The 16,786-nt window shown below is 45.0% G+C and carries 15 protein-coding genes and 1 riboswitch; of the genes, 3 read left to right on the plus strand and 12 right to left on the minus strand.

The window, feature by feature from the left end; translation table 11 throughout:
- Positions 1-153: 153 nt before the first annotated feature.
- From LRL21_RS36610 to queF, 6 genes are all read right to left on the minus strand, one after another.
- The gene (locus LRL21_RS36610; protein WP_240420745.1) at positions 154-1,050 is read right to left on the minus strand and encodes a carbohydrate ABC transporter permease; all 897 of its coding nucleotides are present in this window, start codon (positions 1,048-1,050) and stop codon (positions 154-156) included.
- An 81-nt stretch (positions 1,051-1,131) separates the two neighbouring features.
- The gene (locus LRL21_RS36615) at positions 1,132-2,526 is read right to left on the minus strand and encodes an ABC transporter substrate-binding protein (RefSeq protein ID WP_240420746.1); all 1,395 of its coding nucleotides are present in this window, start codon (positions 2,524-2,526) and stop codon (positions 1,132-1,134) included.
- A gap of 124 nt (positions 2,527-2,650) precedes the next feature.
- Positions 2,651-4,279, minus strand: a complete 1,629-nt coding sequence (locus tag LRL21_RS36620; RefSeq protein ID WP_240420747.1) for a response regulator transcription factor — start codon at positions 4,277-4,279, stop codon at positions 2,651-2,653.
- A gap of 1 nt (position 4,280) precedes the next feature.
- Positions 4,281-6,089 (minus strand): cache domain-containing sensor histidine kinase, encoded by a 1,809-nt coding sequence (locus LRL21_RS36625; protein ID WP_240420748.1) that lies wholly within the window; start codon positions 6,087-6,089, stop codon positions 4,281-4,283.
- 294 nt (positions 6,090-6,383) lie between these two features.
- Positions 6,384-7,733 carry an NAD(P)/FAD-dependent oxidoreductase gene (locus LRL21_RS36630; protein WP_240420749.1) on the minus strand — a complete coding sequence of 450 codons (1,350 nt, stop codon included), beginning with the start codon at positions 7,731-7,733 and terminating at the stop codon, positions 6,384-6,386.
- Positions 7,734-7,786: 53 nt separating this feature from the next.
- Entirely contained in the window at positions 7,787-8,317 is a 531-nt protein-coding gene (gene queF, locus LRL21_RS36635) for a preQ(1) synthase (protein WP_240420750.1), read from the minus strand.
- Positions 8,318-8,475: 158 nt separating this feature from the next.
- Positions 8,476-8,519, plus strand: a riboswitch (PreQ1 riboswitch).
- A 99-nt stretch (positions 8,520-8,618) separates the two neighbouring features.
- Here queF and queC point away from each other — a divergent pair.
- From queC to queE, 3 genes are read left to right on the plus strand one after another with little or no spacing between them, the layout of a single operon-like run.
- Positions 8,619-9,281: a 7-cyano-7-deazaguanine synthase QueC gene (gene queC, locus LRL21_RS36640; protein ID WP_240420751.1), complete on the plus strand. Its 663-nt coding sequence runs from the start codon at positions 8,619-8,621 to the stop codon at positions 9,279-9,281.
- Positions 9,281-9,724 (plus strand): 6-carboxytetrahydropterin synthase QueD, encoded by a 444-nt coding sequence (gene queD / locus LRL21_RS36645; RefSeq protein WP_240420752.1) that lies wholly within the window; start codon positions 9,281-9,283, stop codon positions 9,722-9,724. Before queC ends, queD begins: the two co-directional genes overlap by 1 nt.
- Positions 9,714-10,442 (plus strand): 7-carboxy-7-deazaguanine synthase QueE, encoded by a 729-nt coding sequence (queE, locus tag LRL21_RS36650; protein WP_240420753.1) that lies wholly within the window; start codon positions 9,714-9,716, stop codon positions 10,440-10,442. Before queD ends, queE begins: the two co-directional genes overlap by 11 nt.
- An 88-nt stretch (positions 10,443-10,530) precedes the next feature.
- Here the strand turns inward: queE and LRL21_RS36655 are convergent, their stop codons facing one another.
- From LRL21_RS36655 to LRL21_RS36680, 6 genes are all read right to left on the minus strand, one after another.
- Positions 10,531-11,289, minus strand: coding sequence for a hypothetical protein (locus LRL21_RS36655; protein ID WP_240420754.1), 759 nt, complete (start codon positions 11,287-11,289; stop codon positions 10,531-10,533).
- Positions 11,282-11,857 carry a sigma-70 family RNA polymerase sigma factor gene (locus tag LRL21_RS36660; protein WP_240420781.1) on the minus strand — a complete coding sequence of 192 codons (576 nt, stop codon included), beginning with the start codon at positions 11,855-11,857 and terminating at the stop codon, positions 11,282-11,284. Before LRL21_RS36660 ends, LRL21_RS36655 begins: the two co-directional genes overlap by 8 nt.
- 328 nt (positions 11,858-12,185) lie before the next feature.
- Complete coding sequence (locus LRL21_RS36665) at positions 12,186-12,815, minus strand: metallophosphoesterase (protein WP_240420755.1); 630 nt, start codon at positions 12,813-12,815, stop codon at positions 12,186-12,188.
- Positions 12,808-13,896, minus strand: a complete 1,089-nt coding sequence (locus LRL21_RS36670; RefSeq protein WP_240420756.1) for an ABC transporter ATP-binding protein — start codon at positions 13,894-13,896, stop codon at positions 12,808-12,810. Before LRL21_RS36670 ends, LRL21_RS36665 begins: the two co-directional genes overlap by 8 nt.
- Before the next feature lie 45 nt (positions 13,897-13,941).
- Complete coding sequence (locus LRL21_RS36675) at positions 13,942-15,651, minus strand: ABC transporter permease (RefSeq protein ID WP_240420757.1); 1,710 nt, start codon at positions 15,649-15,651, stop codon at positions 13,942-13,944.
- A 12-nt stretch (positions 15,652-15,663) separates the two neighbouring features.
- Complete coding sequence (locus LRL21_RS36680) at positions 15,664-16,740, minus strand: ABC transporter substrate-binding protein (protein ID WP_240420758.1); 1,077 nt, start codon at positions 16,738-16,740, stop codon at positions 15,664-15,666.
- Between the last annotated feature and the right edge of the window lie 46 nt (positions 16,741-16,786).

Here is a 16,786-nt window from a genome sequence, read left to right on the forward strand (position 1 = left end):
GCCTGCATGTTCATATTGGACCTCCTCAGAGTTTTCGCAAGAAAACTAACTTCGTAAGCATTATCTTTGTTTTCGTGAGAAAACTGACTTCGTAAGCATATGCTTTGTTTTCGTTAGAAAACTGACTTCGTAAGCATTATCTTTGTTTTCGTATCAGAAATTTTTATTAACACGTTTGGACGTATAAAAGTAAGCGAGCGTAATCACGCCGACGATCAGAGCTGTCACGAAACCGACGGCACTGCCATAGCCGATGTCCTGTATGGTCTGAGCCTCACCCACAACAGGGAAGAACAGCTTATACACATACAAATACATAACTTCCGTTTTCCCTATCGGTCCCCCGCCGGTTAAGACCATGATGCTTTCATAACCTTTAAGGGCATTAATTATCGCCAGCATAATAATAATTTGCAGAACAGGTCCAAGCATCGGGATGGTGATATACCAGAACTGTTGAACTTTATTGGCACCGTCCAGTGCCGAACTCTCGTAAATATCATGGGGAATATTTTGCAGACCGGCCAGAAATAGCAGCATATAATTGCCGATAGCTCCCCACACAGCAACAAGAATGATCGTCAGCAGTGCATAGTCGGGACCGAGCCAATCGATATTTTTCGCAATGAACTGGTACTTCATAAGAAATTGATTCAGAATACCATTATAGGAATTAAAGATCGCAAAAAATACGACTGCCATAACAGCAGAGCTAATAATCGTAGGCATAAAATAAATCGCTCGCAGGAAATGCCTGCCCCGTAATCCCCTGTTAAGTACAACTGCCAGAATCAGAGCCAGAGGAAGCGACAGCAGCACCTTCCCACCTGCAAAAATAAATGTGGTGACAACTGAATCCCAAAACTGCTGATCTCCCATAATTTGTGAAAAGTTATCGAAACCGATAAATCTTTCCTTACCATAACCTTTATAATCGTAGAACATATATCTCATTGCCCAGCCAATCGGATACAATCCCAATACCACAGTCAGAATAAAGCTTGGCATCAAAAAACTATAGGCAAACCCGTACTTCCCTGCTTTATTCATGAAAATATCAACTCCTATAGCATAAATTCGGATAGAGAAGGATGGGGTGAGAACCCCATCCTTCTTGGTCCCTGCATGAAATTATTTGGCGAATTGTCCCCCAAGCTTCGCTGGATCAAAGTCAGCCATAGGGCTTACTTTAAATTCGCCCGCTTGAACACCGGCAGCCAGTGCTTCATTATAGCGCTTGTTCAAATCTGTAATCACTTCATTCAAATCGCCACCGCTGAGCATGTATTTGAAAAAGGCGTCGCTGTATTTGATTCCTTTGACATTGACGATTGGCTGGATTGGCCATACGCCATCCACTTTGCTAGGCAGGAAGCCTTCAATTCCTCCAATATCAGGTTTTTTGGCTTTTGCAATAACGGATGGAACCATTGAGATGCCAAAGCCCTTTTCATGATACGTTTGTAATACTTCCTCTTGATACATGAAGTTGATGAATTTCCACGCTTGGTCCTTCTTGGTCGATTTGGAGCTGATCGATAGCCATTGCCCACCCAGAAAACCTGAAGCGCCTTTGATACTGCCATCTATGCTCGGTACTGGGGCTGCTGCCCATTTGATCTTCGCAGGGAACTGGCTTTTGTAAACACCTGGCTCCGAAGAGAAGGACATGTACATGCCGATCTTGCCTTCAGCAAACTGTGCACGAAGCGGGTCGATATCGAGGGATTCCATTCCTGGCAGCGTACTGCCATCATCCTTCATTTGCTTGAAGGCTTCGATGATGGGCTTAAAGCCGCTGAAATCAAATTTGGCGGTTTTGAAATCGTAGCCAAAGCCTCCATATCCGCTAACCTCTGCGATAACACGAGCGGAACGGCCCAACGCACTCTCCGGGCTTTTGAAGTTTTGTGCAAATCCGTAAGAGCCTGTTGCTTTGCCAGCTTCTGTAAGCTTTTTGGCGGTATCGACCATTTCCTTCAGCGTTGTCGGCGGATTTTTGATCCCGGCCTTTTCAAACAAATCGACATTGTATATCAAGCGCATCGTCGTTCCATAGTTCGGCAAGCTGTACATTTTACCATCAAAGCTGTTCAAATCAACCATGGCCGGGAAATTTTTCTTCTGATCAGCAGTCAAATAGCTGTCGATTGGAGCCAGGTATTGCTTCTTGTAAAAGGTTTGAATCGTATTTTCTTTGACACGAATAATATCCGGTGTCTCCGCTGACGTAAACGACAAGTCGATCGCCTGGTTGAAGTCTTCCGTTTTAACAACGAGTTCGACCTCAATGTTATCTTTATTCGTTGTATTGAACTTTTCAATCACTTCTTTAATATAGTCCGCATCATGGCGGTCTCCGGTCCAGTAGGTCAGCTTGGTTTTGGCTGCCGGCTTGGTCGCGGTATCCTTGTTGTCTGCAGGTGCAGGTGTAGCTGCCGGAGTGGTGCTGCATGCCGTCAATCCTGTTACCAGAAATAAACAAAATGCAGACAAGGCCAGTTTTTGATTCAGCTTTGTATTCATATTGATCTCCCCTTATCTATTTCATTATTTTAGCTTACATGTTGATTATAAGTGTTTCATGCCTGTTACATAAGGTGGTTAACCCAACATTAAGGGCAGGTTTTCATACAAAAAGGGAAGAAATTCATGATTGAATTCTTCCCTGCGATGATATTTTAAATTCAGACGGTGTCATGCCCGTATGTTTTTTGAAAATATCACTAAAATAACGCCGATGCTCATAACCAAGCTCTTGCGCGATTTCCTGAACCTGAAAATCATCAATCAGCATGTTTTTGGCCTTTTCCATCTTTTCCTGAATCACAAATTGCTGGAATGAAACGCCGAGTACCTTTTTGAACAGGTTAGAAAAATAGCCCTGGCTGAGATTAATTTGCCTGGAGCAATGCTCCAACGACAAATCCATATGCAGATTGGCCCGGATGTAATCCTTGACCTGATGAATAATCTTGATCGATTCGTGGGAACGTTCTTTCTCGATCCATGCGCAGCCTTCCAGACAGAGCTCTTTCAATAAGGTTCGAAACTCCTGAAGCGACGGCTGACTTTTACTTTTAAACTCGTTCATTTTCGTTTCCATCTGATGAACAGTCTCATAAGGGAACTTTTCCAGCATCAGCCTGAAAATTTTGGAGGACAGCTCATAGCATACATTTTCCACGTATTGCGGCTCGGGTAGCGGAACAATATCAACCAGATCGTTGAATATTTCTTCAAGCAAATGCTGGCTTTTGTCACTGTTACCTGAGCGTAGGGCGAATAGGAAGTCCTGCTCCTTCGAAATTGAATAGCTCGGTATGCCTCTCTGTCCAGTTGCCATATTCGCACAGCTGAATACACCGTTGCCTTCGGTATAAAAATGATAAGATAATGCATTCAAAGCCTGTCGGTAGGAATGTGGCAATTCATGAATGCCGTGTACACCGAGCCCTACTCCGATAGAAACCGTAAATCGCGTATAACGGGCAATGTTCAAGCAGCAGGCTTCGGCAATTTCAGATGCTATCTGATCATCCTTACAGTTCATGACAACCACATAACGGTTGATAGCTTCACGAAAAATAATACCAGTCGTCATCGAGGTTATCGTTTCTTCCATAATATTTTGCAAACTGAACCGGATCAATTCAATTTCCTGAACAGGCAGCGCCTGATACTTGTCCATAAATTGATCGATTTCAACAATGAAAATGACGAAGTCCTTCGGCTCCAAATCGACCCCGAGAAACTCCCAGCGCTGTCTGGCACTAGCCTCACTAGTCTGGTGATGCAGCAGCAGCGTCAAATATTCTTGCCTCAGGATCGGCAGGCTTTCCTTGATTTTCTGCTCCATTTCCTTGAGTCTGATCTGCTCTTTGTACTCCATTTCACAAGCCAGCTTGGCTTTCAATACAACACTGACAATTTCATCGATAGCAAACGGCTTTTTCACAAAATCAAAGGCTCCTAGTCGAATGGCCTGTTGAGCATAAGAAAAATCGGAGTATGCACTCAAAATAATAATTTTGGTTCGTGGTGATGCTTCCAATATTGCCTGAGTCATTTCAAGTCCATCCATACGAGGCATGCGAATATCAGTTAAAATAATGTCGGGCTTCATTTCCTGTGCCAGACGCAGTCCTGCTTCTCCGTCCAATGCTGTACCGACGATCTCAATCTGGTGATCGAGCCAAGCTATTTTTTGTGAAATCATATCGACAACCATCTTCATATCGTCAATGACACATAATTTAATAAGGTTATGCGATTCCATCCTATTCATGGTCTCCTTTATTCATCGGAATCCACAAAGCTACTGTAGTTCCGTTCTTGTCATTATTCGTCAGCTTCATGCGACTCTCATTCCCATAGTACAGCTGCAGCCGATTCCTAATATTTCGTAATGCATAGCCTTTTTTGGTATTAACACCAGCTGCCATTCCCTGCTCGACCTTATCCATATCTACACCTGTGCCGTTGTCTTCAACCAGGAGATGCAGCATCTGATCGTCCTCTGAGATCTGTATGCGGATCCTGCCTCCGGAAGCTTTGTCCTTAAATCCATGTAAAATACTGTTCTCAACCAGTGGCTGGAGCACAATTTTGGGTACATAATAGGCTAGCAGCTGATCATCCTCAACAATCAACTCGTACTCAAACAAACCTTCATAGCATTTCTGCTGAATCGCACAATATTGCTTGACATGCGATAATTCATCCTCCAGAGTCATCATATCCTTGCCGCCGCTCAAGCCCAACTGAAACATTTGAGATAAGGCCAGAATCAGCTCATTCACGTCGTTGTTTTCTCCCAAAACCGACTTGCAATAAATCGCATTTAACGTATTGTACAAAAAATGAGGCTCCATCTGAGCTGTTAAAGCTTTCATCTCTGCTTTTCGTTTCTCCTGCTCGCTGAATTTGACGTTGCCAATCAATTGATTGATCTCATCCAGCATCCGGTTGAATTGAAATCCGACCTGAGCCACTTCATCTGTATAGCGGCTTTCAAAACGAACCGAGAGCTGGTTGTCCTCGACCTTTCTCATCAATCCCTGCAGCTTAAACAAAGGTCTCAAGAGCAAGGCCGTCAAGTAATTAGACAACAGCCAGGATGTCAGCACGAAGCCCACAATGATATATAAGGTCGTCCGCTTAATACCATTCACCTGCTGCAGCAGCAGATCCTTGGACTGTGTACCTATGAGAATCCAATCATCGGCAATTTCCAGCTTCGTATAGTTAACCAAATAATCGGCTTTATGGAATTCATGAAAAAAAGAACCCTGCAGCCCAGACCTCATTTGCTGTAAAAACAAGGCATCCTGATTGAATTGGTAAGTGTTCGGGACATCGTCTTGAATGACGTCCTCGCCTTTGGCATCAACTAATACATAATTGCGGTCCTTACTTGGCGATTTTTGGTTAATTAAGCGAACAAACTCTCTTTCCTTAATATTCACGACAACGAATACATTCAGCGGGTCACTGGACACACGTTCATGCATCCCTTTGGTAACAAAAGAGAGCACACGCTGGTTTCCTGAAAAAAAGAGATCGGCATGTCCTTTATACCAAACGCCTTTAGGGCTATTTTTGATCTTATCATACAAGTCGGAATCGTAAAATGATTGTGCTGGGTTCCGATTCTCGGATGTTGAATAAAAATCACCGATTGGCGTGGCTATCAATACATTTTGAATCAGAGGCTCGTTATAGCTGATTTGGGAAAATACAAACTGCAAAGCGGATAAATGCTTATAATAATTGAGAAAATCGTTATTTTGAACATCTCGTAGCATTTGTTCGAAGGCATCGCTGAACATCAGCGATTGAATCGATGTAGAAATATTTTTCAGTCGGGTATCCATGATTTGCGCGGTCTTGTTGACGGTTTCCTGGCTCGATTCAAACGCATTGTTCTGAATTTCCTTGGATGCGATCAAATATGAAATCGTACCTGCCGCGCTAATAGCCAATGTGATCAAGATGACGAAGGAAATCAGGATTCTTTGTTTAAATGGTAGACTATGGAAAAAATCATTGAACTGGGTTGTAATGCGGTCGAACCGTCTCCCCCTCATAAGCACCTTCCTCGAATTTTAAGTAGCTAAAGTATAAACGGTAAGGAGACATTATGTCTATAATGAGGACATTGGATGAAAAAAAGATTACATAATAAATATTATGTAATCTTTATATGAGACTTCTACTCAGGTTCCAGCTGTGCCTGTCTCGCTAGTTTTTAGGTTAAATACAACTAATAAATCTGTCATTCTCAACCTTGCACTTGGTATTGGAATAGGTGTTGCCATTGGGGTCGGAGTCGGGGGAATTATAGCAAGTAAAAAGAAATAGCCTTATTCATTTACTGCCAGTTACTCCTGATATTGAATAAGCTCTCTGCCGACATAGATTCCGCTGGCAGCTGCTTGAGATAATGAATGTGTTATTCCGGAGCAATCCCCTATCACGTATAAATCACGAACCTCCGTCTCAAAATGGGTATCCGTCTCTATTCTCGGCGAATAAAACTTCCCATCTATCGCATACAGAAGCGTATCCTCATCAATTGGTTTTTCTAAAAGCCTTTCCAAAGACTCCAGGAATAAAACCACAGCTTCAACATAAAGCTCCGGAACCTCCTGCTTCAAGCTGCCATAATCTACAGATAAAGTCGGCTTGACTGTATTGCGAGACATTGCAGAAGCCAAGGTTGCCCTGTCACTCTTCAAATCTCCCAAACGCTGCACCAATATGCGGTCCCTATTGTGATTAATAGCTCCAATAATCGAATGTGCATATTGGTTGGCTTCCTGCAAGGTTGAAAAATATCTCGGAACAAACAAAGTAAAATTCAGATTAGAGGTACCCTCATCTTGTTCCCGGTAATTCTGCCCGTCTGCCATGACAAGTCCGTCCTGAAATTTACGAATGATTCTTCCCTTTGGATTCATACAATACGTGGTGGCATGAAAGCCATCCCCCCGATATTGCAGCTTGGTTTCAAATGATCCCTGGAGTATAGGATCGAGCTGGTTGGCCGGCATCTCTACACGAATGCCAAGATCCACTCTCGTATGGTTCTGAGGGATACCTAAGGAAACACATTGATCAGACAACCAGTCGTTGCCGCTGCGGCCCGTGGCTATAATGACTTTTTTTGAATAGATGGGTGATTCCCCTGTTATTTCCAGCTCAAAGCCGTCTTTACCTTTACGAATCAACTCTACTTCCGTATCAAATTTAAAATCCATTTGGCTGTTTAATGCTATGAACATTTGTTGCAGCACGGATTCCGACAATCGAGTTCCCAAATGACGAACTTTCGTGGATAGAACCTCAAAACCAGCTTTTTTGGCCTTTTGAACAAGGGAGGGATTTTCTGTGCTATACATCCCCACCTGGTCTCCACCAAATCGGCACAGCACATGATCTACCTCCTCCATGAGCTTCAAAGCATAGTCATATCCTACCTTGGACTCCAGCTCACCACCAAAATCGTTCGTATAGTTATATTTCCCTTCGGATTTACCTAATCCACCAAAGCCGATGTATTTTGCACAGGAAACACAATGACAGCTTTCTTCTCCGCGTTCCAAAGGACAATCTCGTTCCTCCAGCCGTTTGCCCTTGTCAATCATTAAAACACGCAAGTTCCCCTGCAACAAGGTATGGGCTGCAAAAATTCCGCTTACCCCTGCCCCAATAATTGTAATATCGTACATCGTCTTTCTCCTTTTGATATCAAAGTCAATCACGAGTCAAGCTTGCACTCGAATTAGCCGCGATTGTTGATATTTTCAGGGTACATGTCATGAGCGAACAAGCGATCTTTGGCCATTTTGGCATATTCGGTACCTGGACGGCCATAGTTGGCGAACGGATCGATGCTAATGCCACCTCGAGGTGTAAACTTTGCCCACACCTGAATATATTTGGGGTTCATTAATCGGATCAGATCCTTCATGATAATATTCACGCAGTCTTCATGAAAGTCGCCGTGGTTTCTGAAGCTGAACAAATACAGCTTGAGCGATTTGCTTTCGACCATATCAACATCAGGCATATATTGGATGTAGATGGTGGCAAAGTCAGGCTGGCCTGTCATCGGACAAAGGCTTGTAAATTCGGGACAGTTGAATTTCACGAAGTAATCATTTTCCTGGTGTTTGTTCACAAAGGTTTCGAGGATGCCGGGGTTGTAGCTGTTCGGGTATTCAACATTTTGATTACCTAACAAGCTTACACCTTTCAGCTCGTTTTCTTTTCTTCCAAATTCCGGTTGTATGCCATCTTGTTGTGTGCTCATAGTTAGAATTCCTCCATTAATTGTAGGTTACCAAATAAACAATCTGCTTATGCTAGATTAACTCTCGACTCGATACAAATCAATACCTGTGGTATAGTAATGAATGAAAACGGATGTCCATTCGTTATTCTGCACGTGCGTTTGCTTGTCTGACAGAGGCAAGAGAGGTTCGAAAACTCCCTCTATAAAAAACTAAAGAACTGATATCCAATGCTGATATTAGTTATGATCTTTGTTTGTATAGTTATTTTTGAATCTCTCTTTTTATCTCCATTTTGTAGAAAAGAGAGGAATACGACTAATGAAAAATGAAAAAGCCATAGTTGTCTTTAGCGGCGGACAAGACAGTACGACCTGCTTATTTTGGACTAAAGCCCGATACAGCGAGGTAGAAGCGATTACGTTTAATTACGGACAGCGCCACAAGCTGGAGTTGGAATGTGCGGCTCGTATCACTCAGGATCTGGGTATCAAGCATCATATTCTGGATATGTCATTATTGAATCAGCTGGCTCCGAGTGCTCTGACACGGGACGATATCGATATCCAAGAAGAAGATGGGAAGCTCCCCAATACGTTTGTAGACGGCAGGAACCATTTATTCCTCTCCTTTGCGGCGGTTTTAGCCAAGCAGGTGGGCGCGCGGCATATCATTACCGGTGTCTGTGAGACGGATTTCAGCGGTTACCCCGATTGCCGAGACATATTCATTAAATCACTCAATGTCACCTTGAATTTGTCTATGGATTACCCTTTTGTTATTGAAACACCATTAATGTGGTTAAATAAAGCAGAAACGTGGGCGTTATCAGACGAACTGGGTGCTTTTGATTATGTCCGCAGCCAAACACTTACTTGTTACAATGGAATTATCGCGGAGGGCTGCGGAGAATGTCCAGCATGTCGCCTTCGCCAAAGAGGTCTTGATGATTACCTGTCATTAAGAAATGATCGGGTATTGTGATGATACAACAAATATATCCCTCAGTCACCCATCCCTTTCAATTTGAACTTAATAAAGACTTCCACTTTGCAGCGGCCCATTATATACCTGCGGAAGCTGCTGGGCAATGCGCACAGATGCATGGGCACACTTATTATGCCAATATTACGATTGCTGGTAATGAACTGGACGAAACAGGCTTTCTTGTCAATTTTTCATTGATTAAGAAGCTCATACACGACCGTTTCGATCATACGCTGCTCAACAACGACAGTCAATTTGATCGGCATGATGCCTCCCGATTTCCAACAAGTGAAATCATAGCGAGAACCATATGTAATCTTGTACAAGAATATTTGGATACAACCGCGAACCGCCCTGCCTGTATTCAAGTGTTTTTGCGGGAAACACCTTCAAGCTATGTCATATTCCGTCCGAAGGCGGGCGTATCCTATGAATGCTAAAGGCATACCCGTTCTTGAAATATTTGGTCCTACCATACAAGGTGAGGGAATGGTCATTGGGCAAAAGACGATGTTTGTTCGTACAGCGGGCTGCGACTATTCTTGTTCCTGGTGTGATTCTTCCTTTACTTGGGATGGCTCTGCTAAACAGGACATTCGATGGATGTCAGCACGAGAGATTGAACAAGAGCTCGATGAATTAGGTACAGCTACCTGTAGTCACGTCACCATATCTGGCGGTAATCCGGCCCTGATCAAACAGCTGGGCGAATTAATCGAGGTTCTTCATGTGCGAGGAATCGAGATTGCCCTAGAGACACAAGGAAGTCGTTGGCAGGATTGGTTTATGGATATTGATGAATTAACACTGTCACCTAAGCCTCCAAGCTCCACAATGATCACGGACTGGACTCAATTGGATCCTATTGTGGGGAAATTAACCATAGGACATAAAAACTTCAGTTTGAAGGTCGTTATCTTCGACGATGTTGATTTGGACTACGCACGGACTGTCCATCGCCGTTATCCGCATGTTAATTTATATTTACAAGTAGGAAATCACGATGTTAGCGAGATCAACCGGGATGTGCTGCAGCAGCAACTAATGGAACGATATGTATGGCTGATACAAACTGTGATGGCTTCAACTGATTTTAAAAAAGTGAGGGTTTTACCACAGCTGCATGCCTGGATTTGGGGAAATAAGCGCGGGGTTTAAGGGTTGGTTAAGTGATATAAATGAAGCAAAGGAGCTGCTCAGGCAGCTCCTTTATTATTTGGCGAACAAGTATGGAACGAAATGGAAATCATTTTCCCAATGAATTAATGATTTTACCGATAGTATCCACATCAAAATTGTTGTCTGCCATTTGATACAATTCGTAGGTGAAGCCTTCATGCTCCCATAGCACGATGCCATTGGCAAAATAGACTGTTTTTCCGCCAATAGTTTCGGTTTTAACCTCACCTTGGGTGCTGATACCGTTCTTGGTATTATTTGATATCAACAGGGAAATAAACTCTCCCGTTTTTTCATATTGCAGCTCAACCATCTGGGCGCCTTGGACTACACTGTTTTTGAATTCATAATGATCTGTCAACCATTTGGGAGCTGGAAAGTTGATTCCGGTAGCTGTACGAACTTCTTCCAATGTCATGTGCTTGGGTACTTCTCTTTGGATTGACCTTGATTCGTTCGCTTGTGCTTTGTCGGCTGTACGGTTTAATTCCGGTTTGGGTAGCTCTTTGTCATATTGTGTGATTTCCATATTTCCAACTTGAAAACGTGCCAATATCGATTGAAGCATTTCCTGCGCATAGGATATCGTCGAAAATACACCACACAAACAAATCATAGCACCTGCAATGACAACGATAGATTTCCACTTACTCTGCTTCATATAAATACCATCCTTTGTTATATCATTGTGTTGAATTGTTCCTGTTTCCAACTTATATTTTAAACGATTGAAAATACGATCTTTATAGGGGTTATCCCCGATTTGCGCATCAGTAAGCAGGTTGGCCAAATTGCTAAATTCTTCTACATCCTGTTTTTTAGTCATAGATGAAGCCTCCTATATGTAATACTTTATGAAGTTTTTTTAAGCTTCTATAGAGCACAACGCCAATATTGGAATCACTTACACCTAATAAGTCTGCAATTTCCGAGTTTTTGAGACCCGCCGCATACTTCATAGCAATAATATGGCGTTCCTTGTCACTCAGCTTAGCAAGTGCCGTAAATAAGGCTCGATTATTATCATCCCGAATGACGATCTCTTCCGGAGACGACTTGGATACAACCATATTCAAAATTGAATCGAGTGAAAAAAAAGCTCTCTTTTTCTGTGAGCGGAAGTAATCCGTCACGGCGTTTCTCGCAATAGCAAACAACCATACCTCAAATTTGGATTTTTCCGATGAGAAGCTATGGTATTTTGAAATAACAGCCTCAAACACATGACTGCATATGTCCTCTGCCGCATAGTGGTTGTTAATTCGATAGCAAATATATTTATAGACTCGTTTATAATACAGATCATAGATTTGAGCGAATTGTTCAGTAGGCATGAGACCTGCCTGGATATGACTTTTTTGGTTTTGGTAGACTGCTGTGTTCGCTGGGGCCATCTCCAACTGCGCTCCCTCCCTTCGTTTTTTTATAAAAATAAAGTGTTAAACAAATTGCGCAATTTGTTTGTTAAGTGTTACACAGGTTAATACGTAAAAAGGAGTAAAGCATTAACAAGTTTATGTACTTTATTTTCGAAGCTATATCCCATGTAAAAATGCACCCCTCGATTCTCATTGGCTTCCCAAATGGATAGGTGCAATGTTATTCGTAAGGGTGCATTTCCGGTTGTGATGGTTATTAGTTTGCATATATGCAGCGCATTTTAAAGCGCCTTTTATTCATAAGATCAGACAATCGAATTGCATTTAGGGATAGCATTTTCGTTCATTGGCTCAGCAAGGCAACTTCAATGATATGAGGCTGCTTCACGGATATGTACCACTGAATGCCATTGGTCAGGTCAACCAAGCTAACAAAATAACCATGTCCAGCTCCGGTGTCGATACCGATCTTGCCATTCCCCAGCCAGACGCGCTCAGGACTGAGGCCAAACCGGAAGGTCGAGGTATGACCAAAGACGACAATCCTGCCAGCCTCAGGCGAGCTTGCATGGAACAGCTCCCTGATTTCCGTTAAATCCTCGGCGGTCTGCTCAATCATCGGAACTCCAGGACGTAATCCCGCATGTACAAAAAGAAAGGGTTTATATTCCGCCCAAAGCGGCAAATTGCTCAAAAACTCACCATATCCCCCAATCCCGTCCGAACCATCGTGAGCAGGCAAAGAAGCAGAACGAAGCCACTTGCGTTCATTGTTGCCTTGAATCGCAAGTGCTCCGTCTTGGGTCAGCTTACGGACGAGACTTAACGTACCTAGCGAATCGGGGCCTTTATTTACATAATCCCCCAACAAAAATAAACGGTCCTTACAAGCATCATAGCCGGCATGCTCCAGCAATCTTTCCAGTAAATGTCCATATCCATGAATATCCGAGACAGCCAACACCCTAATCATCAGCGTCGCTGGGGCTATCGGCGTAAATCATCGTTCGTTCAGGAGGGAGAAACACGTTCAATACGCTCCCCGGCTCGATCCTCCCTTCATTAAATACATGCAAAGCCTGGTTATCAGCCGTTTCCGTGATCAGCCTCCAACGGGCACCCTCATAAATCGCTTGACGAACCGTAACCTCAATCTGGTTAGCTTCTTCATAATCCGTACGATTGCGAATGACCAGTGATTCGGCCTGCAGCATAATGACGGCTGCTTTCCTATCTGATCCATGTGTCATCAATTGACCGTTGATCCGCTTATCCTGCAGTATGACCGACCCTGTTTGCTCCTTCGTAAAACGGACTTGCAGCCTGTTATGGTAACCCATCAGGCGGGCTACCCACGGGGTTGCGGGACGTTCGAACAATTCCTGAGGTGCAGCTAATTGATCGATTCGACCTTCACGAAGCACCAGAATGCGATCCGCCAAGGTGAAGGCCTCCATCATATCATGTGTCACATACAGAGTCGCAATGGACAGACTGCCCAATAAATTAGCCAATTCATTGCGCATATCGGTTCGAAGCTTAACATCGAGATTAGACAAAGGCTCGTCCATCAGCAATACCTTTGGCTCTGTTGCCAGCGCTCTGGCGATGCCAACACGCTGCTGCTGTCCCCCAGACAATTGAGCAGGCAGCCGTTCCAGAAGCCCTTCAAGCTGTAGAAGTGCTTGCAATTGGGTAAGCCGTTCCTTGCGGACCCCGAGATCTACCTTCCTGCGTTTCATGCCGTATTCAATATTTTCCCGCACCGACATGTGCGGCCATAAGGCATAGTCCTGAAAAACCATATTGAGAGGCCGTTTCTCTGGCGGTACGTACTGGGCTCCATTTTCTACCGTTCTTCCATCCATCTCTACCTCGCCGCTGTCAGCACGCAGCAAACCAGCCACAATTTGAAGCAGCGTGGACTTGCCGCAACCCGATGGCCCGAGTATACACACCCGCTCTCCTTGCTTCAGCTGAAAGGAAATGGGGTGAAGTACTTGCTGTGCTCCAAAAGCTTTGGCAACGCCCCTCAACTGCAAGACAAAACTCAAAATGACAACCTCCCTGTATAATTTCGATTTTATTTCAACTACCCATTATCGACGGTCGCCGTCGATTCGGCGAAATATCCAGTTGCCAGTTGCCTGCAGTACCACAATCAGCAGCACAACCATCCCTCCACTAACGACAGTTGCAGCCGTTGCATAGCCATAGCGGCCAAATTCAAAGGCCCGATCAATGACCAGCGGCATCAGCACATAATTGGGCGGCTGCAGCATAGACGCGAGCGCCAGATCGAAAATACTTGTCCCAAAGGCTGTCAGAGTCGCGATCAGCAGCGATTGTCGAACGAGCGGCATTACGATCTGTATCATGCGGTCGAACACCCCCGCTCCCTGAATAGCCGCAGCTTTGAGCATAGAGCCAGACACGGATGCGAACGCTCCCAGCTGCATCCTTACTGCATAAGGAATCGAGCCGGCAACAGCTGATAGCACCAATAGAGACGGTGAGCCATACAGATGCAGGCCTATGGGCTCCAGCCACTTTTGATTCCAGATGAAAATATACCCAATACCAAGGACAACACCCGGTACAGCCAGCGATACAATGGAAAACAGCTGTATGGCAGACTTAAATCGGGATTCTGTGAATGCAAGCACATAAGCAACTACAAAACCGATGATCATACTAAGCACCGCCGCAATCGCCGCTATGAGGAGAGAATGCAGCAAGCCTTCTTTGTAGCCTAGTAATCGATGGTCCCCTCCATTGTGCCCGAATAGTGAAAAGTAGTGCTCCATTGTCAAATTCCCAATGGACAATCCTTCTCCCGCATGCCTCATGAAAGAGAATAACGTACTAGTCCCGATCGGAATCCCCAAACAAATGAGCAGAAAAACCCCTACTATCGCATTGAGCACCCAGGCATGACGTGGCTTGCGCTTTATGGTCTTGATTGCCCGGGCATTCAAGAAGTCAAACCGTGAGCGCCGCATCGCCAGCATCAGCAGGGCCATGGCCACGGTCAGGATCAACACCAGGTAAAAGGCTAGTACACCAGCCATATCAAAACGCACAGGTGATTGATAGATTGCTGAATATATCGAATACGTCAGCGTCGGAAATTTGTATACCGTAGATAAAGCAGCAGGCAGCCCGAAATCGCCGACGGTGTCCATAAATACAAGCGTCCAGCCTGCTATGAAGGAGGGCGCCAGCAGCGGCAGCTGTACCGTCCTCCATACGGTGAACGGTCCTGCCCCACACAGCTGGGCAGCCTGTCCGAATTGTTTGACGTTCCATTCCATCGCTGCGACAATAGCCAAATAGGCCAATGGAAATTTGCTAAGCGCCATTACCACAACCAGACCTGATGGCTGGAAAACGGCGGTTGGCAGCCACTCCCACCCCAGCCATTGATTCATCAGGCCGTCCCGGCTGGCAAACAGCACCCAGCCTTGAGCCAGCATAAAGGAAGGAACAATCAACAACGCCCAGGCCGTTACATCCAGCAATCGACCGACTGCAAAGTCCCACTGCGCCCGTATCATCGCAAGAGCGCCACCAAGAACAGTACCAAGCGTTGCTACTCCAAAAGCCAACGATACAGAGTTCCATAGCGATTGGCGCCATAACGGACGTATGAAGATATCGACCAGCAGATTCAAGCCCTGGAACTCCACTCGACCGAAGAAAAGCCCAGGGATCACGACATTCGCCAAGACGGCAACGAGCGGTAAAAAAATCAGAATGAACAGAAGAAGGGTAATCCCTCCTCCCCAGCGAGCCTCAGATGAAATCATTTCCATTTCCCCTTATTTAACATTCTGATCAGCAAACCAGGTTTTTATCGGTGCTTCCTGTTGAGCTGCCCATTCCGCTGGTGGCAGCAGAAAGCTGCCGTCCTGTCTGCGTTCCTTGCGCATCTGCACACCCTGAGCCAATGGAGTGAACAAGCTTTCTGTTGAAGGCAGTGACGTTAACATCGCTTGCGTTTCCGGCTTCATCATATATTCGACGAAGGCTTGAGCCGCCGCCGGATTTTTTGTTTTTTTACTTATGGCGATAACGCGGAGACTTCCGGGTGCACCTTCATCCGGCCAGATCACTTCTACAGGTTCGCCCGCCAGCTTTAATTCATAGGCATTGTGCTCCTGCAGCGCAGCCACATGAATCTCACCGCTTACCAAAGCTTTACCGACCGGTCCATTTTTGGGATAAACCCGCATGCCAGCTTCAAACCGCTGCTTGTACTTCTTTTTCGTTTCCTCCACTCCCCACTTCTGGAAGAAGGCAGAAACTAAAGGGTAGGCAGGTGCTGCCACCGCAGGATCGGCATGTCCAACTGGACCTGAATAGGCAAAAAATTGCTCCCAGGTTTTGGGGGCTTTATCTGCTGGTACCAGCTTCGTGTTGTAGGCAATGACCGCCGCCGCATGAATGCCTACCGGATAATAAGCGTAATCCTTCGGCACGAGTGAAGCGCCATACTCGCTTAGCTTAGACAGATTGGCAGGCTTCCAGCCCTTCATTAGAAAGTCACGATCAGCCAGGCTGCGAACCGATCCATGTCCATCCATCATCAGTACGTCCCACTGCGGATTGCCTTGCTCCGCCTCAATTTTCGCCAAAGCTTCTCCACCGCCATAATGAACGGCTTCCATTTTAAATCCCGTTTCACTCGTAAATTTAGGTGCTACCAGGTCGACAAAGTCATTACCGTACAAGTAAATCGTTTTGCCAGTGTCCTCAGCCGGCTTAGGCTCACTCTGAGTTGAGACTTCCGCTCCTTTGCCTGCAAGAGACGACGAACCATCCGTTCCACAGCCTGTTAACAGCATTCCGACAGCTATACTCATACCCAGAGCCATTCGCATCCATTTCCTGTTCATATGAACCTCCCTCGTTTCAGGTATCCGTCTTGGACCCTGTTACTTA

The sequence above is a fragment of the Paenibacillus periandrae genome (genome assembly GCF_022458865.1).
Lineage (GTDB): Bacteria > Bacillota > Bacilli > Paenibacillales > NBRC-103111 > Paenibacillus_S > Paenibacillus_S periandrae.